This is a genomic window from Streptomyces sp. NPDC054794 (assembly GCF_053611585.1).
Map to the genome: position 1 here is coordinate 58028 of NZ_JBSHAQ010000046.1, position 22605 is coordinate 80632.

The 22605-nt window shown below is 73.0% G+C and carries 24 protein-coding genes and 1 pseudogene; 14 read left to right on the top strand and 11 right to left on the bottom strand.

Annotated features, from left to right (window positions below):
- Positions 1-23 precede the first annotated feature (23 nt).
- From ACWGKT_RS36015 to ACWGKT_RS36030, 4 genes are all read right to left on the bottom strand, one after another.
- A complete protein-coding gene (locus ACWGKT_RS36015) occupies positions 24-1409 on the bottom strand; it encodes an NADP-dependent succinic semialdehyde dehydrogenase (RefSeq protein WP_453276948.1) in 1386 nt (461 codons plus the stop codon).
- A gap of 72 nt (positions 1410-1481) precedes the next feature.
- Complete coding sequence (locus tag ACWGKT_RS36020; RefSeq protein WP_356147568.1) at positions 1482-1949, bottom strand: NUDIX domain-containing protein; 468 nt, start codon at positions 1947-1949, stop codon at positions 1482-1484.
- Entirely contained in the window at positions 1946-3484 is a 1539-nt protein-coding gene (locus ACWGKT_RS36025; protein ID WP_356147570.1) for an ATP-dependent DNA ligase, read from the bottom strand. The genes ACWGKT_RS36020 and ACWGKT_RS36025 overlap by 4 nt, the downstream gene beginning before the upstream one ends.
- A gap of 35 nt (positions 3485-3519) precedes the next feature.
- Positions 3520-4491, bottom strand: coding sequence for an NAD(P)/FAD-dependent oxidoreductase (locus tag ACWGKT_RS36030; protein ID WP_453276949.1), 972 nt, complete (start codon positions 4489-4491; stop codon positions 3520-3522).
- A 79-nt stretch (positions 4492-4570) separates the two neighbouring features.
- On the opposite strand from ACWGKT_RS36030, the gene ACWGKT_RS36035 reads away from it, so the two are divergent.
- The 6 genes from ACWGKT_RS36035 to ACWGKT_RS36060 all read left to right on the top strand — a co-directional run bounded on the left by ACWGKT_RS36035 (position 4571) and on the right by ACWGKT_RS36060 (position 9847).
- Positions 4571-5143 carry a helix-turn-helix domain-containing protein gene (locus ACWGKT_RS36035; RefSeq protein ID WP_356147573.1) on the top strand — a complete coding sequence of 191 codons (573 nt, stop codon included), beginning with the start codon at positions 4571-4573 and terminating at the stop codon, positions 5141-5143.
- Between the two features lie 86 nt (positions 5144-5229).
- Entirely contained in the window at positions 5230-6207 is a 978-nt protein-coding gene (locus ACWGKT_RS36040) for an NADPH:quinone oxidoreductase family protein (RefSeq protein ID WP_453276950.1), read from the top strand.
- Positions 6204-7385, top strand: a complete 1182-nt coding sequence (locus ACWGKT_RS36045) for an acyl-CoA dehydrogenase family protein (protein ID WP_453276951.1) — start codon at positions 6204-6206, stop codon at positions 7383-7385. The genes ACWGKT_RS36040 and ACWGKT_RS36045 overlap by 4 nt, the downstream gene beginning before the upstream one ends.
- Positions 7382-8473, top strand: coding sequence for an acyl-CoA dehydrogenase family protein (locus ACWGKT_RS36050; protein ID WP_453276952.1), 1092 nt, complete (start codon positions 7382-7384; stop codon positions 8471-8473). The genes ACWGKT_RS36045 and ACWGKT_RS36050 overlap by 4 nt, the downstream gene beginning before the upstream one ends.
- 194 nt (positions 8474-8667) lie before the next feature.
- Positions 8668-9531, top strand: coding sequence for a phosphatidylinositol-specific phospholipase C/glycerophosphodiester phosphodiesterase family protein (locus tag ACWGKT_RS36055; protein WP_453276953.1), 864 nt, complete (start codon positions 8668-8670; stop codon positions 9529-9531).
- 121 nt (positions 9532-9652) lie between these two features.
- Positions 9653-9847 carry a hypothetical protein gene (locus tag ACWGKT_RS36060; protein WP_235453849.1) on the top strand — a complete coding sequence of 65 codons (195 nt, stop codon included), beginning with the start codon at positions 9653-9655 and terminating at the stop codon, positions 9845-9847.
- Position 9848: 1 nt separating this feature from the next.
- Here ACWGKT_RS36060 and ACWGKT_RS36065 read toward each other — a convergent pair whose 3' ends face one another.
- From ACWGKT_RS36065 to ACWGKT_RS36075, 3 genes are all read right to left on the bottom strand, one after another.
- Entirely contained in the window at positions 9849-11087 is a 1239-nt protein-coding gene (locus tag ACWGKT_RS36065; RefSeq protein ID WP_453276954.1) for a phosphodiester glycosidase family protein, read from the bottom strand.
- A 76-nt stretch (positions 11088-11163) separates the two neighbouring features.
- Positions 11164-11532, bottom strand: a complete 369-nt coding sequence (locus ACWGKT_RS36070) for a DUF779 domain-containing protein (RefSeq protein WP_356147590.1) — start codon at positions 11530-11532, stop codon at positions 11164-11166.
- 49 nt (positions 11533-11581) lie between these two features.
- Positions 11582-12778, bottom strand: a complete 1197-nt coding sequence (locus tag ACWGKT_RS36075; protein WP_453276955.1) for a bifunctional class I SAM-dependent methyltransferase/NUDIX hydrolase — start codon at positions 12776-12778, stop codon at positions 11582-11584.
- A 202-nt stretch (positions 12779-12980) separates the two neighbouring features.
- Between ACWGKT_RS36075 and ACWGKT_RS36080 the strand changes: the two genes are divergently transcribed.
- Both ACWGKT_RS36080 and ACWGKT_RS36085 read left to right on the top strand, forming a co-directional pair.
- Complete coding sequence (locus ACWGKT_RS36080; protein ID WP_453276956.1) at positions 12981-13181, top strand: hypothetical protein; 201 nt, start codon at positions 12981-12983, stop codon at positions 13179-13181.
- A gap of 46 nt (positions 13182-13227) precedes the next feature.
- Entirely contained in the window at positions 13228-13626 is a 399-nt protein-coding gene (locus ACWGKT_RS36085) for a hypothetical protein (protein ID WP_453276957.1), read from the top strand.
- Here the strand turns inward: ACWGKT_RS36085 and ACWGKT_RS36090 are convergent.
- Entirely contained in the window at positions 13604-14080 is a 477-nt protein-coding gene (locus ACWGKT_RS36090) for a carboxymuconolactone decarboxylase family protein (RefSeq protein WP_453276958.1), read from the bottom strand. The two genes, ACWGKT_RS36085 and ACWGKT_RS36090, sit on opposite strands and share 23 nt — an antisense overlap.
- Before the next feature lie 66 nt (positions 14081-14146).
- On the opposite strand from ACWGKT_RS36090, the gene ACWGKT_RS36095 reads away from it, so the two are divergent.
- The 4 genes from ACWGKT_RS36095 to ACWGKT_RS36110 all read left to right on the top strand — a co-directional run bounded on the left by ACWGKT_RS36095 (position 14147) and on the right by ACWGKT_RS36110 (position 18329).
- Positions 14147-15058, top strand: coding sequence for a pirin family protein (locus ACWGKT_RS36095; RefSeq protein ID WP_453276959.1), 912 nt, complete (start codon positions 14147-14149; stop codon positions 15056-15058).
- A gap of 186 nt (positions 15059-15244) precedes the next feature.
- On the top strand, positions 15245-15916 hold the full coding sequence (locus tag ACWGKT_RS36100; RefSeq protein WP_453276960.1) for an enoyl-CoA hydratase-related protein: 672 nt from the start codon (positions 15245-15247) through the stop codon (positions 15914-15916).
- A 316-nt stretch (positions 15917-16232) separates the two neighbouring features.
- On the top strand, positions 16233-17267 hold the full coding sequence (locus ACWGKT_RS36105) for a tetratricopeptide repeat protein (RefSeq protein WP_453276961.1): 1035 nt from the start codon (positions 16233-16235) through the stop codon (positions 17265-17267).
- A gap of 105 nt (positions 17268-17372) precedes the next feature.
- Entirely contained in the window at positions 17373-18329 is a 957-nt protein-coding gene (locus ACWGKT_RS36110) for a helix-turn-helix domain-containing protein (RefSeq protein WP_453276962.1), read from the top strand.
- 80 nt (positions 18330-18409) lie between these two features.
- Here ACWGKT_RS36110 and ACWGKT_RS36115 read toward each other — a convergent pair.
- From ACWGKT_RS36115 to ACWGKT_RS36125, 3 genes and pseudogenes are all read right to left on the bottom strand, one after another.
- Positions 18410-19144: pseudogene (locus tag ACWGKT_RS36115) on the bottom strand (YoaK family protein); the annotation flags it as partial.
- The gene (locus tag ACWGKT_RS36120) at positions 19125-19649 is read right to left on the bottom strand and encodes a DoxX family protein (RefSeq protein WP_453276963.1); all 525 of its coding nucleotides are present in this window, start codon (positions 19647-19649) and stop codon (positions 19125-19127) included. The pseudogene ACWGKT_RS36115 and the gene ACWGKT_RS36120, both read right to left, overlap by 20 nt.
- 54 nt (positions 19650-19703) lie before the next feature.
- Complete coding sequence (locus tag ACWGKT_RS36125) at positions 19704-20465, bottom strand: isochorismatase family protein (protein ID WP_453276964.1); 762 nt, start codon at positions 20463-20465, stop codon at positions 19704-19706.
- A 314-nt stretch (positions 20466-20779) separates the two neighbouring features.
- On the opposite strand from ACWGKT_RS36125, the gene ACWGKT_RS36130 reads away from it, so the two are divergent.
- Both ACWGKT_RS36130 and ACWGKT_RS36135 read left to right on the top strand, forming a co-directional pair.
- Positions 20780-21751 carry an alpha/beta hydrolase gene (locus ACWGKT_RS36130; RefSeq protein ID WP_453276965.1) on the top strand — a complete coding sequence of 324 codons (972 nt, stop codon included), beginning with the start codon at positions 20780-20782 and terminating at the stop codon, positions 21749-21751.
- 20 nt (positions 21752-21771) lie between these two features.
- The gene (locus ACWGKT_RS36135) at positions 21772-22491 is read left to right on the top strand and encodes an alpha/beta fold hydrolase (protein ID WP_356157193.1); all 720 of its coding nucleotides are present in this window, start codon (positions 21772-21774) and stop codon (positions 22489-22491) included.
- Positions 22492-22605 lie beyond the last annotated feature (114 nt).

A 22605-nucleotide genomic window follows, 5' to 3' on the forward strand; every position in this document is an offset into this window, starting at 1 on the left:
ACGGGATCGTAGCCGCGGAAACGTCACGCACCCTGCCAAACAGTGGTGATGTTGCAGAACTCGCGGATCCCGTGCCCGGACAGCTCACGCCCGTACCCGGACCGCTTGACCCCGCCGAACGGAAACGCCGGATGGGACGCGGTCATCCCGTTCACGTACACGGAACCGGCCTCCAGGTCCCGTACGAAGCGGTCCGTCTCGGCCTCGTCCCGGGTCCACACGTTCGAACTCAGGCCGAACGGCGCGTCGTTGGCGATGAGCACCGCCTCGTCCAGGTCGCCGGCCCGGTACAGCGTGGCGACCGGTCCGAACGCCTCCTCGCGGTGGATCCGCATCTGGCGGGTGATGCCGGCGAGGACGGTCGGCGGGTAGAACCAGCCGGGCCAGGCCGGGCGCTCCCCGCCGCACAGCACGGCCGCGCCGCCGCGCCTCGCGTCGTCGACCAGCTCCTCCAGGTCGGCCCGTCCCTGCTCGCTGGCGAGCGGCCCGACCTGCGTGTTCTCCTGCATCGGGTCGCCGACCTTCAGCGCCTTCATGCCCTCGACGAACCGGTCGGCGAAGGCGTCGTAGACGTCCGTGTGCACGATGAACCGCTTGGCCGCGATGCAGGACTGCCCGTTGTTCTGCACCCGGGCGGTGACCGCGATCTGCGCGGCGCGGTCGAGGTCGGCGGAGGGCATGACGACGTACGGGTCGCTGCCGCCGAGCTCCAGCACCGTCTTCTTGATCATCTCCCCGCAGGTGGCGGCGACGGACCGGCCCGCGGGCTCGCTCCCGGTCAGGGTGGCCGCCCTGACGCGCTCGTCGCGCAGGATGCCGTCGACCGCGCCGGAGCCGATCAGCAGGGTCTGGAAGCAGCCCTCGGTGAAGCCCGCGCGGTGGAAGAGGTCCTCCAGGTAGAGGGCGGTCTGCGGGACGTTGGAGGCGTGCTTGAGCAGGCCGACGTTGCCCGCCATCAGGGCCGGCGCGGCGAAGCGGACCACCTGCCACAGCGGGAAGTTCCAGGGCATCACCGCGAGCACCGGGCCGAGCGGCCGGTAGCGGACCCGGACCCGGGACGCCCCCGAGTCCGACACGTCGGCCTCGGCGGGTTCCTCGTCGGCGAGCAGCGCCTCGGCGTGTTCCGCGTACCAGCGCATGGCCTTCGCGCACTTGGCGGCCTCCGCGCGGGCCTGCGCGATCGGCTTGCCCATCTCGGTGGTCATGATCCGCGCGATGTCCCGCTGGTCCTCGTCCAGCAGATTGGCGGCCTGCACCAGGAGGCGCCCGCGGTCGACGAAACGGCTCAACCGGTACGTGCGGAACGTGGCCTCCGCGAGCTGGAGCCGGCGCTCGATCTCCTCCTCGCCCATGGCCTCGTACGTCTTGAGCGTCTCGCCGTTCGCCGGGTTGATCGTTGCGATGGGCATGACTGACCTCCCTGGGAGCGGGCTTGATTCGACCTTCGCGCGCGACGGTGACGACCGCAACGCGTGCATCGGCTACTCGGCCGAGTGCCGCGCCAGCCGGTCCAGGAAGGCGGCCTGCGCCGTGACGATCACCTCGCGGGCCCGGTCCAGAGCGAACCAGCGCACCCGGTCCAGCTCGGGGAACTCCTGGACCCGGCCCGACCGCGGCGGCCACTCCATCGAGAAGGTGCCCGGCTCGATCGACTCCGGGTCCAGGTCGGCCTCGACGGCCCAGACCGTGACGAGCTTGCCGCCCGTCTGCCGGACCTCGCCGAGCGCCACGGCCTGCCCGTCGGGCGGCGGCAGGCCGAGCTCCTCGCGGAACTCGCGGCGGGCCGCGTCCCAGGCGGCCTCCTCGGGGCCGTACTCGCCCTTGGGCACGGTCCACGCCCCGGCGTCCTTCTTGGCGAAGTAGGGGCCGCCCATGTGGCCGAGCAGCACCTGCGTACCGTCGTCGGTGTGCCGGAACAGCAGCAGGCCGGCGCTCCGTTTCTCCGTCACGGCCGCACCTCCGGGTGTGCGGCCAGCAGCGCCGCGACGGTGTCCGCCTCCTCGGGGCGCTTGTCCTCGCGGTAGCGGACCACGCGGGCGAAGCGCAGGGTGACGCCGGCCGGGTAGCGGGAGGAGCGCTGCAGGCCGTCGTAGGCGATCTCGACGACGAGTTCGGGGCGTACGGTCACCACCCAGCCGTCGTCCTCGACGGCCAGCTCCGTCAGCCGTTCGGTCTGCCAGGTGAGCATCGCGTCGGTCATGCCCTTGAAGGTCTTGCCGAGCATGGCGTAGCCGCCGTCCGCGGTGCGGGCGCCCAGATGGAGGTTGGAGAGCTTGCCGGTGCGGCGGCCGTGGCCCCGTTCGACGGCCAGGACGACCAGGTCGAGGGTGTGCACAGGCTTGACCTTCAGCCAGGAGGCTCCGCGCCGGCCGGCGCTGTAGGGGGCGTCCAGGGCCTTGACCACGACCCCCTCGTGACCGCGTGCGAGGGTCTCGGCGAGGAAGTCCTCGGCCCGTCCGACGTCGTCCGGGCCGGACACCAGGGTCCGGCGCACCCGCATCGGCCCGGGCACCAGCCGGGCCAGCTCCGCGTGCCGCCGCTCGAACGGCAGGTCGAGCAGGTCGTCGCCGTCGACCGCGAGCGCGTCGAAGAACACGGGGGAGACCGGCATCTCCCGGGCGGCCCTCGCCACGTCGACTCGGGAGCCCACCCGGCCCGCCGTCTCCTGGAAGGAGCGGGGCCGCCCGGCCGCGTCGAAGGAGAGCACCTCGCCGTCCAGGATGAACCGCTCACCCGTCAACTCCAGTGCGGCAGCGGTTACTTCGGGCAGCCGGTCGGTGATGTCGTCGAGGGTGCGGGTGTGGATCCGCACCGAGTCGCCGTCCCGGTGGACCTGGACCCGGATGCCGTCCAGCTTCTCCTCCACCGCGCACGCGCCCAGCTTCCCGACCGCCTCGGCCACCGAGGAGGCGGTCTGCGCCAGCATCGGCTGCACCGGCCGGCCGACGGTGAGCCGGAACCGGCCGAGCGCCTCGGGGCCGTCGGCGAGCAGGGCCCGGGCCACGGTCCGCAGCGAACCGGCGAGCATCACCGCCCGCCGTACGTCCGCCGCGTCGGCCCCGGTCGCCCCGGCCAGCCCCTCCACGGCCAGCGCGTCCAGGGCGCCCTGCCGCACCTCACCGGTGATCAGCCCGACCAGGAAGCGCTGCTCGTCCTCGGTGGCCGCGCCCATCAACTCCCCGACCAGCCGCGCCCGCTCGGCCTGCGAGCCCGGCCCGGAGAGCTTGCCGATCGCGGTGAGCCGGGCGTCCGCCTCGCGCACCGTGAGGGAGGGCTCCGCGGCGGGCGGTACCCGCGCGCTCAGCACCTTCCAGCCGATCCCGAGGCGGCCCTGCGGCAGCCGTCCGGCCAGGTACGGGATGACGATCGGCACGTCGTCCGCCTCCGCGTCCCGGAAGAGCTCCGCGAGCAGGGCGGTCTTCCGGGAGCGTGCCGAGGTGGCGGCGACCTCCCGGGACACATGGGCGAGCCGGGTCAGCAGCATGCAGCCATGGTGCACCGCGGGCGCCGCGACTACACCTACTCCCCCAAGTTCTCGGCTTCGCTCGGACAGGGGGGACCCCCATCCGCGTCGAGATCGGCGAACAGCAGCTCCCCGTTGATCGCCGCTCCGGCCCGGTAGCCGCGGCTGGCCGCGTTCACCACCTGCTCCGCGAATCCGCTCGCGTTGCCCGCCGCCCACAGCCCGGGGACGGTCGTCAGGCCGCGCTCGTCGATCACCGGGTAGGTGCCGAAGGGCGTCTCGCGCATCTCGGCGCCCAGGGCGGCCAGGAGGCCGGTACGCGGCACGGCGCGCGGCGCGACGAACAGCACCTCGCGCTCGTGCACGGTGCCGTCCGCGAGCCGGACCCCGGTGAGCCGGTCGTCGGCGCTCACCACCTCGGCCACCGGGCCGGGGACCACGACGACCCCGGCAGCCGCCAGTCGGCGCCGGTCGTCCTCGCCCAGCTCGGTCCCGGCGACCTCGTGCAGGAAGAGGGTCACGTCCTTGGACCACTGGGTCACCATCAGCGCCTGGTGCACGCTCATCGGGGTACTGGCGAGCACGCCGAACGCCCGGTCGCGCACCTCCCAGCCGTGGCAGTACGGGCAGTGCAGCACGTCCCGGCCGAACCGCTCGGCCAGGCCCGTCACCACCGGGAGCTCGTCCTTCAGGCCGGTGGCGACCACCAGCTGCCGCGCCCGCACGGTGCGTCCACCGGCGAGGACGACGTCGAACTCCCCGTCCTTCGACACGTCCACCACCCGGTCCCGGACCAGCTCCACGCCATACCGCGCGATCTCCTCGCGCCCCACGGCGAGGAACTCGGCGGGCGCCATGCCGTCCCGTGACAGATAGCCCTGCATATGGGCGGCCGGCGCGTTGCGCGGCTCGCCCGCGTCGACGACCAGCGTGCGCCGCCGGGCCCGGCCCAGGACGAGCGCGGCGGACAGCCCGGCCGCGCCTCCTCCGACGACGACGACTTCGCAGTGCCCGGTGTTCTCGGTCATGGATGACCACCTCCCCGGCCGACGGTCGCGCGCCCGCCGCCGGATTGACAAACTTGTTTGCCGAAACTGCAATACGGACATGACCACCGACGACGTTCTCGCGGGCGTGGGCCCCCGGCTGCGGCGGATCCGCAAGGAGCGGGAGGTGACCCTCGCGGCGCTGTCCGAGGCGACCGGCATCTCCGTCAGCACCCTGTCCCGACTGGAGTCCGGCCTGCGCAAGCCCAGCCTGGAGCTGCTGCTGCCGATCGCGCAGGCCCATCAGGTGCCGCTGGACGAGCTGGTCGGTGCCCCGCCGGTCGGGGATCCGCGGGTGCGGGCCAAGCCGATCGTGCGGCACGGGCGCACCCACTGGCCGCTCACCCGTCAGCCCGGCGGACTCCAGGCGTTCAAGGTGCTGGAGCCGCAGCGTCAGCAGGAGCCGGAACCGCGGACCCATGAGGGCTACGAGTGGCTGTATGTGCTCTCCGGGCGGCTGCGGGTGGTGCTCGGCGAGCACGACGTGGTGCTCACGGCGGGGGAGGCCGCCGAGTTCGACACCCGGGTGCCGCACTGGTTCGGGTCGACGGGGGAGGGGCCGGTGGAGTTCCTGAGCCTGTTCGGCCCGCAGGGTGAGCGGATGCACGTAAGGGCGCGGCCGTCCGGGTCGTGACACGCGGGCCTGTTCCCTGAATGGCAAGCGACCGCTTAGTATGCCGTTGACCCCGGTCAGACGAAGCAGTCCCGTGGAGGCACCGCATGCAGGCATGGCAAGTGCACGAGAACGGCGAGCCGAGCGAGGTGATGCGGCTCCAGGAGGTGGAGCGGCCCACTCCCGGCGCGGGCCAGGTCCTGCTGAAGGTGCGTGCCGCCAACATCAACTTCCCGGACGTGCTGATGTGTCGCGGCCACTACCAGGTCCGGCCGCCGCTGCCGTTCACGCCGGGCGTGGAGATCTGCGGCGAGACCGAGGACGGGCGCCGGGTGCTCGCCAACCCCGCGCTGCCGCACGGCGGATTCGCCGAGTACGTCGTCGCCGATGCCGCCGCGACGCTGCCCGCGCCCGACTCCCTCGACGACGCGGAGGCCGCCGCCCTGCACATCGGCTACCAGACGGGCTGGTTCGGCCTGCACCGCCGCGCCCGCCTCGAAGCGGGCGAGACCCTGCTCGTGCATGCCGCCGCCGGCGGGGTCGGCAGCGCGGCCGTACAGCTCGGCAAGGCGGCCGGGGCCACGGTCATCGGCGTCGTCGGCGGCGCCGACAAGGCCGCCGTCGCCCGGGAGCTGGGCTGCGACGTGGTGATCGACCGGCGTGCCGAGGACGTCGTGGCCGCCGTGAAGGAGGCCACCGGCGGCCGGGGCGCCGACGTGATCTACGACCCGGTCGGCGGCGAGGCCTACACGCAGTCCACCAAGGTCGTCGCCTTCGAGGGCCGGATCGTGGTCGTGGGCTTCGCCAGCGGCACCATCCCCAGCCCCGGCCTCAACCACGCCCTGGTGAAGAACTACTCGATCCTCGGCCTGCACTGGGGCCTGTACAACACCAAGAACCCTAAGCTGGTCCAGCACTGCCACGAGCAGCTCACCGAGCTGGCCGCCCGGGGCGCGATCAAGCCGCTGGTGAGCGAGCGCGTGCCGCTGGCCGGCGCCGCGGCCGCCGTGCAGCGGGTCGCCGACGGCGTCACCACCGGCCGGGTCGCCGTCCTGCCGTCGCTGGAGAACGGAGCCGCCGCATGACCGACACAGCCGAACTCCAGCGCCGTACGGCCGAGTTGCTGGCCGCGCATCCGCCCGCGACCACCGACCGCCTGGACTTCCTGCGGGCCCGCTTCGACGCGGGGCTCGCCTGGGTGCACTACCCCGAGGGCCTCGGCGGACTCGGCGCCCCACGCTCCCTCCAGGTCGTCGTGGACGCCGCGCTGGAGGCCGCCGGCGCCCCCGACAACGACCCGAGGCGCATCGGCATCGGCCTCGGCATGGCCGCGCCGACGATCCTGCGCTACGGCACCGAGGAGCAGAAGCGGCGCTACCTGCGCCCCCTGTGGACGGGCGAGGAGGTCTGGTGCCAGCTGTTCAGCGAGCCGGGCGCCGGATCCGACCTGGCCGCGCTCGGCACCCGCGCGGTGCGCGAGGGCGAGGAGTGGGTGGTCAACGGGCAGAAGGTGTGGACCTCCAGCGCCCACGTCGCCCGCTGGGCCATTCTCATCGCCCGCACCGACCCGGACGTGCCCAAGCACGCGGGCATCACCTACTTCATCTGCGACATGACCGACCCCGGCGTCGAGGTCCGTCCGCTGCGCCAGATCACCGGCGAGGCCGAGTTCAACGAGGTCTTCCTCACCGACGTCCGCATCCCCGACGCCCGCCGCCTCGGCGAGATCGGCGACGGCTGGCGGGTCGCGCAGACCACGCTGAACAACGAACGCGTCGCCATCGGCGGCATGCGGCTGCCCCGCGAGGGCGGCATGATCGGCCCGGTCGCCAAGACCTGGCGCGAGCGCCCGGAGCTGCGCACCCACGAGCTGCACCAGCGGCTGCTCAGGCTGTGGGTGGAGGCCGAGGTCGCCCGGCTCACCGGCGAACGCCTGCGCCAGCAGCTCACCGTCGGCCAGCCCGGTCCCGAGGGCGCCGGCATGAAGCTCGGCTTCGCCCGCCTCAACCAGGAGATCAGCGGCCTGGAGGTGGAACTCCTGGGCGAGGAGGGGCTCCTGTACGAGGACTGGACGATGAGGCGCCCCGAACTGGTCGACTTCGTCGGCCGCGACGCCGGTTACCGCTACCTGCGCGCCAAGGGCAACAGCATCGAGGGCGGGACCAGCGAGATCCTGCTGAACATCGTCGCCGAGCGCGTCCTCGGCCTGCCCGCCGAGCCGCGCACCGACAAGGACGTCGCGTGGAAGGACCTCGCCCGATGACAACACAGCGCACTCAGCCCGACCTGCTCTACTCGGAGGAGGAAGAGGCGCTGCGCGCCGCCGTCCGCGACCTGCTCACGGACCGCTGCGACGCGGCCGGCGTGATCGCCCGCACCGAGTCGGACGCCCCGCACGACGTGGCGCTGTGGAAGGCGCTCGCCACCGGCATGGGCCTGGCGGGTCTGCTGGTCCCCGAGGAACTCGGCGGCCAGGGTGCCACGCACCGCGAAGTCGCCGTCGTCCTGGAGGAGCTGGGGCGCGCGGTCGCGCCCGTGCCCTATCTGACGAGTGCCGTCCTGGCCACCGAGGCACTGCTCGCCTGCGGGGCCGACGACCTGCTGGCCGAGCTCGCGTCCGGCGCGTCGATCGGCGCGCTCGCCGTCGGGCTGCACACCGCACCCGGCGCCGCGTTCACCACCGTACGGCTCGAAAACGGCACCCTGCACGGGGAGTTGACCGGCATCGCCGACGCCGCCGTCGCCGACCTGCTGCTCGTCCCCGCGGACGACGGCGGGCTGTACGCGGTCACCGCCTCCGCCGTGACCGTCACCCCGCAGGTGGCCCTGGACCTGACCCGGCCGCTGGCCACCGTCACCCTCGACGGCGCCTCCGGCCGGCGTCTCGGCGCCGCCGAGCCCGCCGTGCGCCGGGCCCTGCGCGCCGGGGCCGGACTGCTCGCCTCCGAGCAACTCGGCATCGCCGACGGGGTGTTGACCGAGACCGTCCGCTACCTGAAGGAGCGCAAGCAGTTCAACCGGCCGGTCGGCGGTTTCCAGGCGCTCAAGCACCGGCTCGCCCAGCTGTGGCTGGAGGTCGTCAACCTCCGGGCCGCCGCGCGCGCCGCCGCCGACGCCCTTTCCACCACCCAGGACGCCGACCTCGCGGTCGCCGTCGCCCAGGCCTACGCGGCACCGGTGGCCGTGCACGCCGCCGAGGAGGCGCTGCAGCTGCACGCCGGTATCGGCATGACCTGGGAGCACCCGATCCACCTCTCCCTCAAGCGGGCCAAGGCGGACTCGATCGCCCTCGGCACGGCGGGCGCGCACCGCGCTGCCCTGGCCGAACTGGTCGACCTCCAGGCCCCCTGACAGCCGCCCGCGACAGCCCGCGGCAGCCCGCGAGAAGCCCGTCCCACCTGGGGCGGGCTTCCTCGTGCGCACTGCTCCGACGAAGTGAACACAGGGCGGCGGTCCGGCCAACTCACCGCACGACAGGGCCTGTTGGGCCCGGATCGCACGCATACTCCCTTCGGTCCCGTACGGCCCTACAAGGGAGGCAGAGCATGGTCCTCACCACCCGTCGCAGAGCCCTCACCACCCTCGGCGCCGCCCTCGCGGGCGCGGTCGCGCTGCCCGCCGGCCCGGCGTGGGCGGGCGGCGGTCACCGCGGCCCGCGCCCGCTGTGGCGCGCCCACGCCCACAACGACTACGAGCACCCGCGCCCCCTGTTCGACGCCCTCGACCACCGCTTCGGCAGCGTCGAGGCCGACATCTTCCTCGTCGGCGACCAACTCCTGGTCGCCCACGACGCCTCCGAGCTCGACCCGACCCGCACCCTCGAATCCCTCTACCTCGACCCCCTCGCCGCCCGCGTGAAGGACAACCACGGTTCGGTGTACCGAGGTCGGCACAGGTCCCTGCAGCTGCTCGTCGACATCAAGACGGAGGGGTCGTCGACCTACCTCGAACTCGACCGTCACCTCCTGCGCTACAAACACCTGTTCACGACCTACGCGCACGGCCGGGTGCACCCCGGTCCGGTCACCGCCGTCATCTCCGGAGACCGGGCCGCCCGGATCCCCATGGAGGCCCAGAAGGTGCGCCGCGCCTTCTACGACGGCCGGCTCTCCGACCTCGGCAGCACGGCCCGCGCCTCCTTCATCCCGCTGATCTCCGACAACTGGACGCTGAACTTCACCTGGCTCGGCGACGGACCGTTCCCGGACGCCGAGCGGCAGAAGCTGCGCGGCATCATCGGCGCCGCGCACGCGCGCGGGCAGCGCGTCCGGTTCTGGGCCACCCCGGACCTGGCGGGCCCGGCACGGGACGCGCTGTGGACGGAACTGCTCGCCGCCGACGTCGACTACTTCAACACCGACGACCTGGCCGGCCTGGAGGCGTTCCTGGAAGCTCACCCCTCGGCCTGAGAGCGCACGTTCGGTAGACACCACACGATCGGAGGACACGTCAGCCGCCCGGACCAACCCTCCGCTACGCCACACTTGCGGCCGAACGCCCGCGAAAGGGGCGTGGCGGAGGAGGTTCGCGATGGCCGTTTCCATCTCTGTGGTGCTGTTGCTCCTGATCATTGCGGTGATCTTCATGCGCAACGGCGCGTTGAAGATCTCCCACGCCCTGGTGTGCATGCTGCTCGGCTTCTACATCGCCAGCACCAACATGGCGCCCACCATCCAGAGCGGACTCACCGCGACCGCGGACCTGGTGAGCAGCCTGCGCCCCTGAGTCACGGCGCCGAGAAGACCCCGATGCCGGTGGGCACCGGGCGCTCGGCGCCGTCGCTGGGATGGTTGCGCACGGAGACGGCACTCGCGCCCGGCTCCCGGGCGACCAGCGTCGACGAGCCGCCGCCGTCCAGGCTGAACGCGTCGACCGACCCCAACGCCCGCATCTGGGCGGCCACTTCGGCGATCGACAGGCCGCTGCGGTAGGCGGGCGCCCCGTCCAGCGCCAGTAGCACCAGCCGCCGCCCGTTGCCGGCGATGCCCACGGCGGTGCGCACGGCCGACGTGGTCGAGTCGAGACCGGCCGACGGCTGCCCGCCGCGCAGCACCGGGTAGCCGCCCAGGGCGAAGCGGTACGGGATCCTGGACCGCGCCGCCCACAGCCGCTGACGCACCGTCACCCGCTCGCCCGCGGACAGCTTCCGCAGCTGCTGGGCGCCCGCCTCCCGGCCCACCAGGACCGTGGTGCCCGCGGCGATGGGACCGCTGCCCGGGGTGTTCGAGGCCGACACGACCCGGCCGCGGCGGACCGTCACCTCGTAGGTGTCCGTGCTGCACGGGGCCGCCCGGACGGTGTCGGTGCCGCACGTCGCGCGCACCCGGGAGACGCTGCCCCACTTCGGGGTGAACGCGCCGACGGAGTTCTCCGGCAGCGCGTACTGGTTGAGCCCGCCGAGCGGCAGCCGCCCCTCGGGCGTGAGCACGGAGCCGACGAGCGAGAGCCGGTCCAGCCGGGCCCGCCGGTCGACACCCACACCGAAGACCTCCCGGGTGTTCGTGCCGGGCGGCAGCGCGGGACCGAACCGCTGGCCGTTCGGCACCGCGGCCTTGAGCGGCCGCCCGTGCGCGATCAGCGGTCCCACCGTCGCGCCCGTCGCCTCGATGCCCGGGTGCTGCACCTCGTTGATGTTGAAGAAGTCGCCGTTGACACCCGCGACCGCCCCCGCCGACTGCGCGAGCCGGGACACGGGGGCGCGGTCGGCCACCACTCCCGGGTAGAGCAGGTCCAGGTGCACGTACGGATTGCGCAGGTCCACCCGCAGCACATGGGCGTGCGTCACGCCCCGGGTCGCCGTGATGTCGAACTGTTCGTAGGTGACACCCGGCGCGATCTCGGTGACGGCCTCGACGGCGCCGGCCGGTGCCGCCCCCGTCAGGGCCGCACCGGTCAGCACGCCGAACGCCGTGAGGACCGTCAGTACCGTTCTGCCCGCCGCTAACCGCTTCAGACGACGCGTCACTGCTTCCCCCTGAGGTCTCGTCAACTGTTCCAGGGCTCAGGGGAAGTGCACCAGATCGCGGTTTCCGCCGCGGTGGCTAAAGGTCTACGACACGAGAACGGGTGAGAAAACGCACCCCCTCAGGTGCTTCCAGCGAGAATCCGCTGCCCCGGCCTGGAACCACGTCCACGATGAGGCGCGTGTGGCTCCAGACCTCGTACTGGCTGCGCGACATCCAGAACGTGACCGGTTCGTCGACGCCCTCGACCTCCAGTTCGGCCAGCAGCACGTCCGAGCCGCCGGTGCGGAACTCGCCGTCCGGGTAGCACATGGGCGCGCTGCCGTCGCAGCAGCCGCCGGACTGATGGAACATCAGCGGGCCGTGCGAGGCGCGCAGTCGGCGCAGCAGATCCGCGGCCTGCGGGGTGAGTTCGACGCGTGGTGCTTCCTGGTTCTCCAGGTTCATGGTCACCGTCCTGGGCGAGGCGTCGGGTGCCCACCAGTCTCATGACTCGTCAAGGTCCCGTCCAGCCCGCGTGGTCGGCCTGCGCGTACGGCGTGAACCGGGCGGGCGTGTGGTCGACGGGGAGGTCGGGACGCCAGGCGGTCAGGGCCTGCGCGCTGCACACGAACAAGCCGGGCGGCAGCCGGTCCAGGGCGAACCAGCGCCAGTCGCCGACGCGCTCGCCCGGCTGGTCGGCCGGTTCGCCCCGCCAGTCGGCGACCAGTGCGGCCACGGTCATCCGGACCACGCCGCCGACGTCGTCGAGGAGCGTGCCCAGCAGCTGTACATCGGCCGGGCGGGCGTCGAGGCCGGTCTCCTCGCGCAGTTCGCGGACCACCGTCCCGACGAGCGACTCGCCGGGCTCCACCGTGCCGCCGGGCAGTTCCCAGGTGCCCCGGCGGTGCCGGCCCAGGAGCAGGCCGCGCGGCCCGTGCAGGATGGCGCCGACGCCCAACGCGGCGTGTGCGACGGGCGGCAGGTCGGTGCGGGGGCGGGAGGAGACGCGGGCCGGCCGGCGCACCCGGAAGAGCCGGTAGGACGCGTGATTTCCGTCCTCGGGCGCGTCCAGGACGTCCACGCCCTCGACGCACAGCCCGTGGTCGGCGAGCAGTTCCGCCCAGAGTTCGGGGGTGAGCACCCACATCCGTACCGTGGTCGTTCCGCCGTCGGCCAGCACCAGCTTCTCCGGCCGGGAGACCACCTCGCACGAGGGGCCGTCCCCCTGGGAGTTGGTGTGCAGCACCGTGAAGCACAGCGTTCCGCCAGGCGCCAGGGACGCCGCCAGCGCGGGCAGCAGCCGACGGGGATCGAGGTACGGCACGGAGTTCACGGAGTAGACGACGTCGTACGGTTCGGCCGTGCGCAGATGGGCGACCGCGTCGCCGAGCACGAGCCGGAGTCCGGGCGTGGCGCCGTACCGCGCGCGGGCGCGTTCGTACTGCCCCGGCGACGCGTCGACCGCGTCCACCGACACCTCGTGCGTACGCGCCAGATGGGCCGCGTGCCACGCCGTGCCGCAGCCGAGGTCCAGCACCCGTCGGCCCGTCAGGTCGCCGAGCACCTCGGCACCGGGCCCGGTGCCGCCGGGGCCCCACGCGAACCGATCCGCGTCCGGCGGGACGGTGCCGCGCCGCAGGTGGTGGGCGCCGTACGCCTGCCAGGCACCGGCGTTGACGGCCTCAGCGTCACCGAGCCCGCCGTCAGCCATGACCGACCACGTCGACCATGCGCGCGTCGGGGTCCGGGACGAAGAACTCCGGGCTCGTTGGCAGGCTGCTCGACCGGGCGTCGGGCAGCACACGGCGAACGGACATCTCGCGGCTCCGCTGGTCGGGTCGGACGCGGTGAGGCGAACGGACGGGCCAGCCTAGCTCGTTCTGTCCGTGGGGTGCGCTGACAGGCTCGTTGCTGTGCGCTCAGGGAATCGGGCCGCCGGTCCGCCCGCCCTGGCGGGCGACGCGGAGGTGCGGCCGGACTGGGCCCAGGCCGCCGGACGCATGCATGACGAGGCCACCGACGACTGGAACGACCAGGTGGCCGTCGACCGCCTCGTGGGCAAGGGCGGGCGTCTGCCGCGCGGCCGGGGACGCCTGGACGGTTGCGCCGGGTGACGGTGGGCGATCGCACCCTCGAAGCCACGACGGCACCGGGTTCGCCGTGCGGCTCGACGGCGCGGCGGGGCCGCTGCGCGCCGGGCGGCTGCTGGGCGCCACCGGGCGGCAGAACGACCCCGCCGAGCCGGGGCTCGGGTCGGTGGGGCTCGACCCGGCGGTCGACTCCGTGCCCATGGGCGGACAGTTGCGGGCGGCGGGCGGCCCGTGGGCGGTTGGCGACATCACCGGCCACGGCGCCTTCACCCACGTGTCCATGCACCAGGCGCGGATCGCCGTGCGGGACGTCCTCGGCAGCCCCGGCCCCGACACCGACCACCGGGCGCTGCCGCGCGTCACCGTCACCGTCCCCGAGATCGCCGCGCCGTGGGCCTCACTGAGCGGCAGGCCCGGGAACGCGCTCTGCGGCGCCGCCCGGCGGGTCACCGCACCGGGTGCTTGCTGAGGATCGAGACCCGGTTGAACGCGTTGATCGTGACCGCCACCCAGATCACCGCGGATATCTGGTCGTCGGTGAGCACCCCGCGCGCGGCGGCGTACGCGGATTCCTGCAGATCCCCGTCGGACGGCTCGGTGGTGGCCTCGGCCAGGCCGAGGGCGGCGCGCTCCACGGCGGTGAACACCTCGGTGTCCCGCCAAGCGGCCAGCACGCCCAGCCGCTGTGCGGTCTCGCCGCCGCGCACGGCCGCCCTGGTGTGGACGTCCAGGCAGTAGGCACAGCCGTTGATCTGCGACACGCGCAGGTTGATCAGCTCCACGACGGTCCGGTCCAGGTCCGCCTCGGCCGCGGTCGTGCGGACCGCCTCGGAGGTCTGCACCAGCGCGTGGTACGGCTTGGGGCTCTGCTTGTCGATGTAGATCCGCCGGTCCGCCGACCCGGGGCTGGTGCTGTTGCTCAACCTGGACTCCTCCGGAATAATTGTTGAAGATAAAACTATCAGGTCGGATGCTGGAGGCGGTCCCCGATGAGCAAGGTCGAGATACTCACCCCGCGTGACGTCCCCCTGGGCGGCCCCCGGGCGATGACCGTGCGGCGCACCCTGCCGCAGCGTGAGCGGTCGCTGATCGGTGCCTGGTGTTTCGCCGACCATTACGGTCCCGACGACGTCACCCGCACCGGCGGCATGGACGTGGCCCCGCACCCGCACACCGGTCTGCAGACGGTGAGCTGGCTGTTCAGCGGCGAGATCGAACATCGTGACAGCCTCGGCAGCCACGCGCTCGTACGGCCCGGCGAGCTCAACCTCATGACGGGCGGCCACGGCATCGCCCACTCGGAGGTCTCCACCCCGCGCACCGGCGTTCTGCACGGGGTGCAGCTGTGGGTGGCACTGCCGGGGGAGCACCGCGACACGGGCCGGGACTTCCAGCACCACGCGCCCGAGCCGGTGCGCGTCGACGGCGCGGTGGTCAGGGTCTTCCTGGGCTCCCTCGCCGGAGCCGTCTCGCCGGTGCGCACCTTCACGCCTCTCCTCGGTGCAGAGATCGTCCTCGAACCGTACGCGGCGATCACCGTCGCCGTGAACCCTGATTTCGAGCACGGCCTCCTCGTCGACCAGGGGGACGTCCGGGTGGAGGACACCCCGGTCCGTCGGGCGGAGTTGGGTTACGTCCACCCCGGAGCCGACACCCTGACCCTCGTCAACGACTCGGACGTCACGGCCCGCGCGGTGCTGCTCGGCGGCCCTCCGTTCCAGGAGGAGATCGTCATGTGGTGGAACTTCGTCGGCCGCACCCACGAGGACATCGTCCAGGCCCGCAAGGACTGGATGGAGGGCACCACCCGCTTCGGCGAGGTGCGGGAATACGGCGGTGACCCGCTGCCCGCCCCGGAGCTGCCGTCGATCGCGCTGAAGCCGCGGCGGAGGGCGGGCTGACCCGTGCGTGCGGCTGACCTGCGTGGGCGGGCCGGGCTGACCCGCGGCGGTCGGGGGCGTGAATTCGGCTCACGACCCTTGTCCGTCCTGCGTGCGCGGCATAAGTTACCGAGCGGTAGCCCTGGAGGTCCGCACAATGTGTCCAGAGGGGCACTGCCGATCCATGCCCAGACCCAGGGAGCCGTCATGCCCGCACTGGAACGCCACGACAACGTCTTCGTACTCGACCTCGGGGACGGTGAGAACCGCTTCCATCCCGACTGGATCGCCTCCGTCGACGCCGCCCTCGACGAGGTGGAGAAGGCGGACGGCCCCCGCGCCCTGGTGACCGCCGCGACCGGCAAGTTCTACTCCAACGGCCTCGACCTGGACTGGCTGGGCGCCCACGCCGACCAGCACGAGGACTACGTGTCCTCCGTGCAAGGGCTCTTCGCGCGCCTGCTGGCCCTGCCGATGATCACCGTGGCCGCGCTGCAGGGGCACACCTTCGCCGCCGGAGCCATGCTCTCCCTGGCCCACGACTTCCGTGTGATGCGGGGCGACCGCGGCTTCTGGTGTCTGCCCGAGGCCGACATCAACATCCCCTTCACGCCGGGCATGTCCGCCCTCATCCAGGCCCGTCTGGCCCCGCAGGTCGCCCACGAGGCGATGGTCACCGCCCGCCGCTACGGCGGCGTCGACGCGGCGGCCGTCGGCATCGTCGACCGCGCCGTCGACGAGGACGCGGTCCGCACGACCGCCGTGGAGATCGCCGAGGCCCTGGTGGGCAAGGCCGGCGACACTGTCGGCACCATCAAGTCCCGCATGTACGGCCCCGTGTTCGCCGCCCTGCGCGACAACGCCGCCCCTCTGGGCTGACGCCGGCACCGCCCCGGACCCTGCATCGCGGCAGCCGTGACTCCGCTGGAGCCGGTGCGGTTCGCGGTGCTGGGGCCGGTGCGGGCCTGGCGGGGGCGGACGGAGCTGGATCTCGGGGGCCTCAGGAGCGCGCGTTCCTGGTCCTGTTGCTGGTCCGGGCGGGTCAACCGGTCGCCGTGAGCGAGATCGTCGACGTGCTGTGGGGCACCTGCCCCCCCGCGCAGTGCCGTCAACGTGGTCCGTCGGCACGTCGGTTCGCTGCGCCGGCTGCTGGAGCCCGGACTGTCGGCCCGAGCGGCGGGCAACTGGCTGCTCCGTGAGGCGGGCGGATACCGGCTGTCGGCCGACAGCGCGTCCCCTCGACCGGTGCGAGCCTCGCCTGGAGCGGGCCCTGGAGCTGTTCACCGGCCTCGGTGACGACCTCGGCCGGGCCAACACCCACCACAGCCTCGGCTGGGTGTCCGAGCAGCGGGGCGACCTCACCGGCGCCCTGCGGCACAACCAGCTCGCCCTCGACCTGTTCCGCGCCACCGGCCACCGGGCGCCGCGGGCCGGCGTGCTCAACTCCGTCGGCTGGTACCACGCGCTGCGCGGGGAGTACCGGCAGGCACTGAACCACTGCTTCGACGCCCTGGCCATGCTCCAGGAACTGGGCGACCGCTACGGCCAGGCCACCACCTGGGACAGCATCGCCTACGCCTACCACCACCTCGGCCGCCATCCGCACGCCCTGCTCGGCTACCGCAACGCGCTCACCCTGCTGCGCGAGCACGGCGTGCCCTACCTGGAGGCCGTCACCCTCGTCCGCATCGGCGACACCCTCTTCGCCGCCGGCGACCACGAGGCCGCCCGCGCCTCCTGGCGGGAGGCGCTCGCCTGCTCACCCCGCTCGGCCATCCCGACGCCGACCGGGTCGGGGCCCGGCTGCGGGGGCAGGGCGAACACCTCTGCCCCTGGCCCTCGCCGTCGTCGCCGCCCGGGCCGTCGCCCACGCGGACTTCCCCTCGCGGCCATCGCCACCGAACTCCGCCACCACGCCGACACCCTCGACGCCTTCGTCTCCGCCGCGGGCTGCGCCGACCCCCGGGTCGCCTTCACCGGCTCCTACCGGCGGCTGTCGCCGCGGGCCGCCGATCTGTTCCGGCTGCTGCCCGGGCACCCCGGCCCCGACCGCACGGTGGCGGGGGCCGCGGCCCTCGCCGGCCTGCCACCGGACGAAGTCGGTCCGGCGCTGCGGGAACTCGCCGACGCCCACCTCGTCACCGAGCACCCGCCGGGCCACTACGCGCTGCACGACCTGCTGCGCGTCCTCGCCGCCGAACTCACCGCGCTCCACGAGGCGGCCCCGTAGTCCGGTGTGATGAGCCGCGCTCACTCATCCGTCACTCTTTTTGCACATGCCCCGACCTACGGTCCGATCAAGCAAGACCACGATCTGTCCCGGAGGCGGCGGAAAATGTCCATCAGCAGCACGATCGAGGCCTGCGTCGGCGAGGTCGGCGCTCCGCACGCACCCCAACACCGGGACGAGGCGCGCCGGATGCCCAGGGGCGTCGACATCGTGATCGACGACACCGCGCCCGCGCGACTTCCCTGGGAGAAGCGGCCGTACCCGAAGACGGTCATACCGGCGGCCGTCCGGCGGCCGGACCGGCTGGTCGCCCGCGACAGCGGCGAGTACCTCTTCGTCGGCCTGCGCGGGGGCGGCGGCGCACCGTCCGCCGCACAGCCCGCCGAGGTCCGTCTCGCCCCGGGTGACATCTGCTTCTACGACGTGTGCCGCCCCGCGCTGCTGGACTTCCCCGAGCGGGTCCGCCGCAAGGTGTTCCTCGTCCCGCGCGAGCTGCTCGGCCTGTCGGCGCCCGACGTGGAGCGCCTCTCGCGGGCCCCGGTCCCGGGGGCGTCCCGGCTCGGCACCCTGCTGGCGCCGTTCCTGTCCGACCTCGCCGACACCGCCTCGGCGGCCCGGCCCCAGGTCGGTGAGATGCTCGCCTGGAACGCGGTGAACCTCCTGGCCGCACTCGCCACGGAGCAACTGGGCGCGGCCGGAGCGGGACAGGACGACACCCCGTCGTCGCCGCTGGTGCCCAGGATCCAGAAGTTCATCGAACTGCACCTGACCGACCCGGAGTTGACTCCCGAGGTCATCGCCCGCGCGCACTACATCTCCCTGCGCTATCTGCACAAGCTGTTCAAGGACGAACGCACGACGGTCGCCCGGTGGATCCAGCGACGGCGCCTGGAGGAGTGCCGCCGCGACCTGGGCTCGCACGCCCGCGACAACACGACCATCGCGGCCGTGGCCACCCGCTGGGGCTTCACCAGCGCCACGCACTTCAGCCGAGTCTTCAGGACCGCCTACGGAATGTCCCCGCGCGAGTGGCGGGAGAGCGCCCGCCCTCGCCCCGAGTAACGCCGTACATGTCGAAGTCCCCCTCGGCGAGGGGGACTTCGACATGTGTGCGAACCCTTGTGAGCCGTTTCGGACCCGCAGGACCGCGGGCGCATCCACGTGGCCTCGGCACCGGAGAGGCGGTGGACGGTCACGCAGGTCACCGCGAGCAGCAGCAGGGCCAGGGACAGTACCGCCACGAGGTGCCCGTGGAGCAGGAGTTGGGCCCCCGCCAGCGCCCCGAGGAACATGGCCAGGACGGACAGGATCCGGCGGCCGGGCCGCGGTGCGGCGCCTCCGGCCGGGGTGGAGTCCGCGGCCAGTCCCGTCAGGGTCAGCGTCAGCACGGTCGTGGTGAGATCCGGGACGCCGAGCCGCCGGGCGACCGCGTTCTGCAGGCCCATGGCCAGCCCGAGGAGCACGATCAGCGTGTACTGCACGCCGGTGCCGACCCGGCCGTCGGCCACCGCGGCGACCACCACCGTGACGGTGACCAGAGCCGTCTGCAGGGCGCTCGCCGTCCGCAGCAGATGCCCGCGGTGCGCCGCGTGCCGGGTGCCGAGCCGGCCGCCCGCCGGCGCCCCGAGCAGGAACGCCGCGAGCGAGACGACGGAGGCGAGCGCCGACAGGCCGTCGGCCCCGGCCAGCGCGAAGCCGAGGAAGACCACGTTGCCGGTCATGTTGGCGACGAAGACGTGCCCGAGCGCCAGATGACTCACCACGTCCACCAGACCGGTGACCAGCGTCAGGGCCAGCATGAGGGGCGGCAGCGGACCATGGCGCTCCTCCCCGGCCGGCACCAGCGTGCGCAGCGCGTCAGTCAGCAACCCGCGCATGGCGCTCCTTCACGGGTGACGTGGCCGGGCGGTGCAGCACCAGACGGGTGAGCAGCCCGCTCCCCGGGCCGATCGCGATCACGGCGAGAGCCGTCCACACCGGCCAGGGAGTGAGCCCCAGCGCGTGGTCCAGGGACCAGCGGCCGGGTCCGGTGAGGGCCAGCGCCGCGGAGATCACGACGAGGACCAGCGGATACTCGTAGCCGTCGTTCTGCACCCACAGCCCCTTGGGCCGTTTCACCGTGCCCGCGACCGTCATCACGCCCATCGCCGCCATCGCCGCGAGGGGTGTGAGCAGCCCGGCGGACAGGAACAGGCCGGCCCCGATCTGACTGCCGCCCGCGACCAGCGCGGTCAGTGTGCCGCCGCGGAATCCGTCGCGGCGGAACTCCTCGGTCCCGCCCGCCAAGCCGTTGCCTCCGAGGAGGTGACTCACCTTCTGCACCCCGTGCCCGGCGATGAGCAGCCCCACCACCAGCCGGAGGAGCAGCAGTCCAGTGTCCATCGTGTTTCCGCCCGCTCCTGCCCGTTCGGTCTTCTCTGTCGGCCCGGCGCGGGATCAGCCGGCGGGGTGGGCGCCGATGAACGCCTGCGCGTAGACGATGCCGAGGCCGTAGGCGCCGGCGTGCTCCTTCACGACACCCGTGGTGGCCTCGTACGTCTCCGTACGCGCCCAGTCCCGCTGCAGCTCCAGCAGCACCTGCACCCAGGTCACCGGAATCGCGCCGGCCTGGATCAGGCGCTGCACGGCGTGCTCGTGGGCCTGCGGGCTGACACCGCCGGACGCGTCGGTGACGACGTACACCTCGTAGCCCTGGGCGAGCGCGGACAGCGTGGGCAGGACGACGCAGACCTCGGTCCACAGGCCGGCGATGACCAGCTTCTTGCGGCCGGTCGCCTTCACCGCCTCGACGAAGGGGACGTCCTCCCAGGCGTTCATGGTGGTGCGGTCGATGCTCTTGCGCTCCGGGAAGACGTCCGCCTGCTCGGCCGACCAGCCGCCGACCACCCGTACCCACTGCCCCTTCGGGGTGCGGGCGGCCTGCTCGCGCAGCATCGCCAGGCCCTGCCGCAGGGTGGGCACACCGTCCCAGCGCAGTTCGAGTACGTAGTTGAGGCCGCCCCGGATCACGTGCAGGTGGGCGTCGTTGAGGCCGGGTACCACCCGTCGGCCGAGCGCGTCGACCACCTCCGTGGCCGGGCCGACGAGCGCGGCCACGTCCTTGTCGTCGCCGACCGCCGTGATGACCCCGCCGCGGACGGCGAGAGCGCCGGCCTGCGGGCGCCGCGGGTCCTGGGTGTGGATCCGCGCATTGCGCACGACGAGTCGGCGGCGTTGTCCGTGGCCCGGGGAACCAGCCCGCCGACGGGCATTGCTGACACGTTTCTGAACCCCTCCCGAATCGAGTGAATCGAGGCCGGGGGAATGCGCCGGGGTCGTTTCGTCATGAACGTAGGCCAGGGCGAAGGGGAGTTCTGTTCCGTCAGCGCACTCCGTTCTTCCCCGCAGCGCACTCGAATTCGGTGCACCGTCGGAACATCGACAGTGCACTCATGGACAGTTCGGGCCCGCCGGACGGATTTAGCGTGGCCGACGCACGACAACGCACCTACCAGCAACAGCAGGAGACGCACATGTCCGACGCCGTCGAGCCGGTCACGCCGGTTCTGGAACCCGCGGCCGCCGCCTTCGCGGAGGCGACCGCCAATCCGCCCTACCTGTTCGACCTGGCCCCGGCGGAAGGGCGCAAGGCCGTCGACGAGGTGCAGTCCGGCGACATCGAGAAGCCGGCCGTCGACGAGGAGTGGATCACCGTGTCCGGCGGCCCGACCGGCAGCGCCCGTGCCCGGATCGTCAAGCCCGTCGGCGCCACCGGCACCCTGCCGGTGATCTTCTACATCCACGGTGCGGGCTGGGTGTTCGGCAACGCCCACACCCACGACCGGCTGGTGCGCGAACTCGCGGTGGGCGCGAACGCCGCCGTCGTCTTCCCCGAGTACGACCTGTCTCCCGAGGCCCGCTACCCGGTCGCCGTCGAGCAGAACTACGCGGTCGCCCGCTGGGTCGTCGAGCAGGGCGCGACCAAGGGCCTGGACGGCAGCCGGCTGGCCGTGGCGGGTGACTCGGTGGGCGGCAACATGGCCGCCGCGCTGACCCTGATGGCGAAGGAGCGCGGGGACGTCCCCCTCGTCCAACAGGTGCTGTTCTACCCGGTCACCGACGCCTCCTTCGACACCGGCTCCTACCACCGGTTCGCCGAGGGCTACTTCCTGCGCCGCGACGGCATGCAGTGGTTCTGGGACCAGTACACGACGGACGAGGCCGAGCGCGCCCGGATCACCGCCTCCCCGCTGCGCGCCACCACCGAGCAGCTCACCGGCCTGCCCCCGGCCCTGGTCATCACGGGTGAGGCGGACGTGCTGCGCGACGAGGGCGAGGCGTACGCGAACAAGCTCCGCGAGGCGGGCGTCGCGGTCACCGCCGTGCGCTACCAGGGCATCATCCACGACTTCGTGATGCTCAACGCGCTGCGTGAGACGCACGCCGCCGAGGCCGCCATCGCCCAGGCCGTCGCCACCCTGCGCGCCGCCCTGCACACCGCCTGAGACCGAGGAGACAACGCGAGATGACCACTTCCGTACCCACCGTCGTCCTCGTCCACGGCGCCTTCGCCGACGCGACCAGCTGGTCCGGCGTGATCGCCGAACTGCAGGCCCACGGCATCCCCGTCATAGCCCCGCCCAACCCGCTGCGCGGCCTCGCCGCCGACGCCGCGTACGTCGCCTCCGTGGCCGCCCAGATCGACGGCCCCGTCGTGCTGGTCGGCCACTCCTACGGCGGCGCGCTGATCACCGTCGCCGGCACCACGGAGAACGTCGTCGGGCTGGTCTACGTGGCCGCCTACGTCCTCGAAGAGGGCGAGAGCCTCGGTGAGCTGCAGGGCCGCTTCCCCGACTCGCCGCTGGTCAGCAACCTGAAGCAGTGGACGTACCCCGTCGCGGGCGCCGACCCCGCCGTCGAGGTCACCATCGCCCAGGACGCCTTCCCGTCGGTCTTCGCCGCCGACGTGTCCGAGGACGTCACGAAGGTCCTGGCCGTCGCGCAGCGCCCGCTGGCCGCCGCGGCCTTCGAGGAGAAGGCCGCCGCGGCCGCCTGGAGGACCAAGCCGTCCTGGGCCCTGGTGGCCGACGCCGACCACGCGATCAACCCCGAGGTGCAGCGCTTCGCCGCCGAGCGGGCCGGGGCGACCGTCGTGGAGATCGAGGGCGCCTCGCACGCGGTCGCCGTCTCCCGGCCGCAGGAGGTCGCCGGCCTGATCCGCGACGCGGTCGGCGCGACGAGCTGACCGGACGGCGCGGCCGACCGCGCGGGCGCGGGCCCGGTGGAAAGCGGGCGCGCGGCGGCCGCGCGCCCGGGCCCCGCGCGCCCAGTCAGTAGAGTATAAAAAAAAGAAGCAGCC

Bases quoted from the DNA above. Each gene is read 5' to 3' on its own strand.
- ACWGKT_RS36055 (WP_453276953.1), top strand. From the start codon at position 8,668: ATGGTCCTCACCACCCGTCGCAGAGCCCTCACCACCCTCGGCGCCGCC.
- ACWGKT_RS36035 (WP_356147573.1), top strand. From the start codon at position 4,571: ATGACCACCGACGACGTTCTCGCGGGCGTGGGCCCCCGGCTGCGGCGG.
- ACWGKT_RS36135 (WP_356157193.1), top strand. From the start codon at position 21,772: ATGACCACTTCCGTACCCACCGTCGTCCTCGTCCACGGCGCCTTCGCC.
- ACWGKT_RS36095 (WP_453276959.1), top strand. From the start codon at position 14,147: ATGAGCAAGGTCGAGATACTCACCCCGCGTGACGTCCCCCTGGGCGGC.
- ACWGKT_RS36130 (WP_453276965.1), top strand. From the start codon at position 20,780: ATGTCCGACGCCGTCGAGCCGGTCACGCCGGTTCTGGAACCCGCGGCC.
- ACWGKT_RS36060 (WP_235453849.1), top strand. From the start codon at position 9,653: ATGGCCGTTTCCATCTCTGTGGTGCTGTTGCTCCTGATCATTGCGGTG.
- ACWGKT_RS36030 (WP_453276949.1), bottom strand. From the start codon at position 4,491: ATGACCGAGAACACCGGGCACTGCGAAGTCGTCGTCGTCGGAGGAGGC.
- ACWGKT_RS36050 (WP_453276952.1), top strand. From the start codon at position 7,382: ATGACAACACAGCGCACTCAGCCCGACCTGCTCTACTCGGAGGAGGAA.
- ACWGKT_RS36070 (WP_356147590.1), bottom strand. From the start codon at position 11,532: ATGAACCTGGAGAACCAGGAAGCACCACGCGTCGAACTCACCCCGCAG.
- ACWGKT_RS36015 (WP_453276948.1), bottom strand. From the start codon at position 1,409: ATGCCCATCGCAACGATCAACCCGGCGAACGGCGAGACGCTCAAGACG.
- ACWGKT_RS36025 (WP_356147570.1), bottom strand. From the start codon at position 3,484: ATGCTGCTGACCCGGCTCGCCCATGTGTCCCGGGAGGTCGCCGCCACC.
- ACWGKT_RS36100 (WP_453276960.1), top strand. From the start codon at position 15,245: ATGCCCGCACTGGAACGCCACGACAACGTCTTCGTACTCGACCTCGGG.
- ACWGKT_RS36045 (WP_453276951.1), top strand. From the start codon at position 6,204: ATGACCGACACAGCCGAACTCCAGCGCCGTACGGCCGAGTTGCTGGCC.
- ACWGKT_RS36040 (WP_453276950.1), top strand. From the start codon at position 5,230: ATGCAGGCATGGCAAGTGCACGAGAACGGCGAGCCGAGCGAGGTGATG.
- ACWGKT_RS36120 (WP_453276963.1), bottom strand. From the start codon at position 19,649: ATGGACACTGGACTGCTGCTCCTCCGGCTGGTGGTGGGGCTGCTCATC.
- ACWGKT_RS36075 (WP_453276955.1), bottom strand. From the start codon at position 12,778: ATGGCTGACGGCGGGCTCGGTGACGCTGAGGCCGTCAACGCCGGTGCC.
- ACWGKT_RS36110 (WP_453276962.1), top strand. From the start codon at position 17,373: ATGTCCATCAGCAGCACGATCGAGGCCTGCGTCGGCGAGGTCGGCGCT.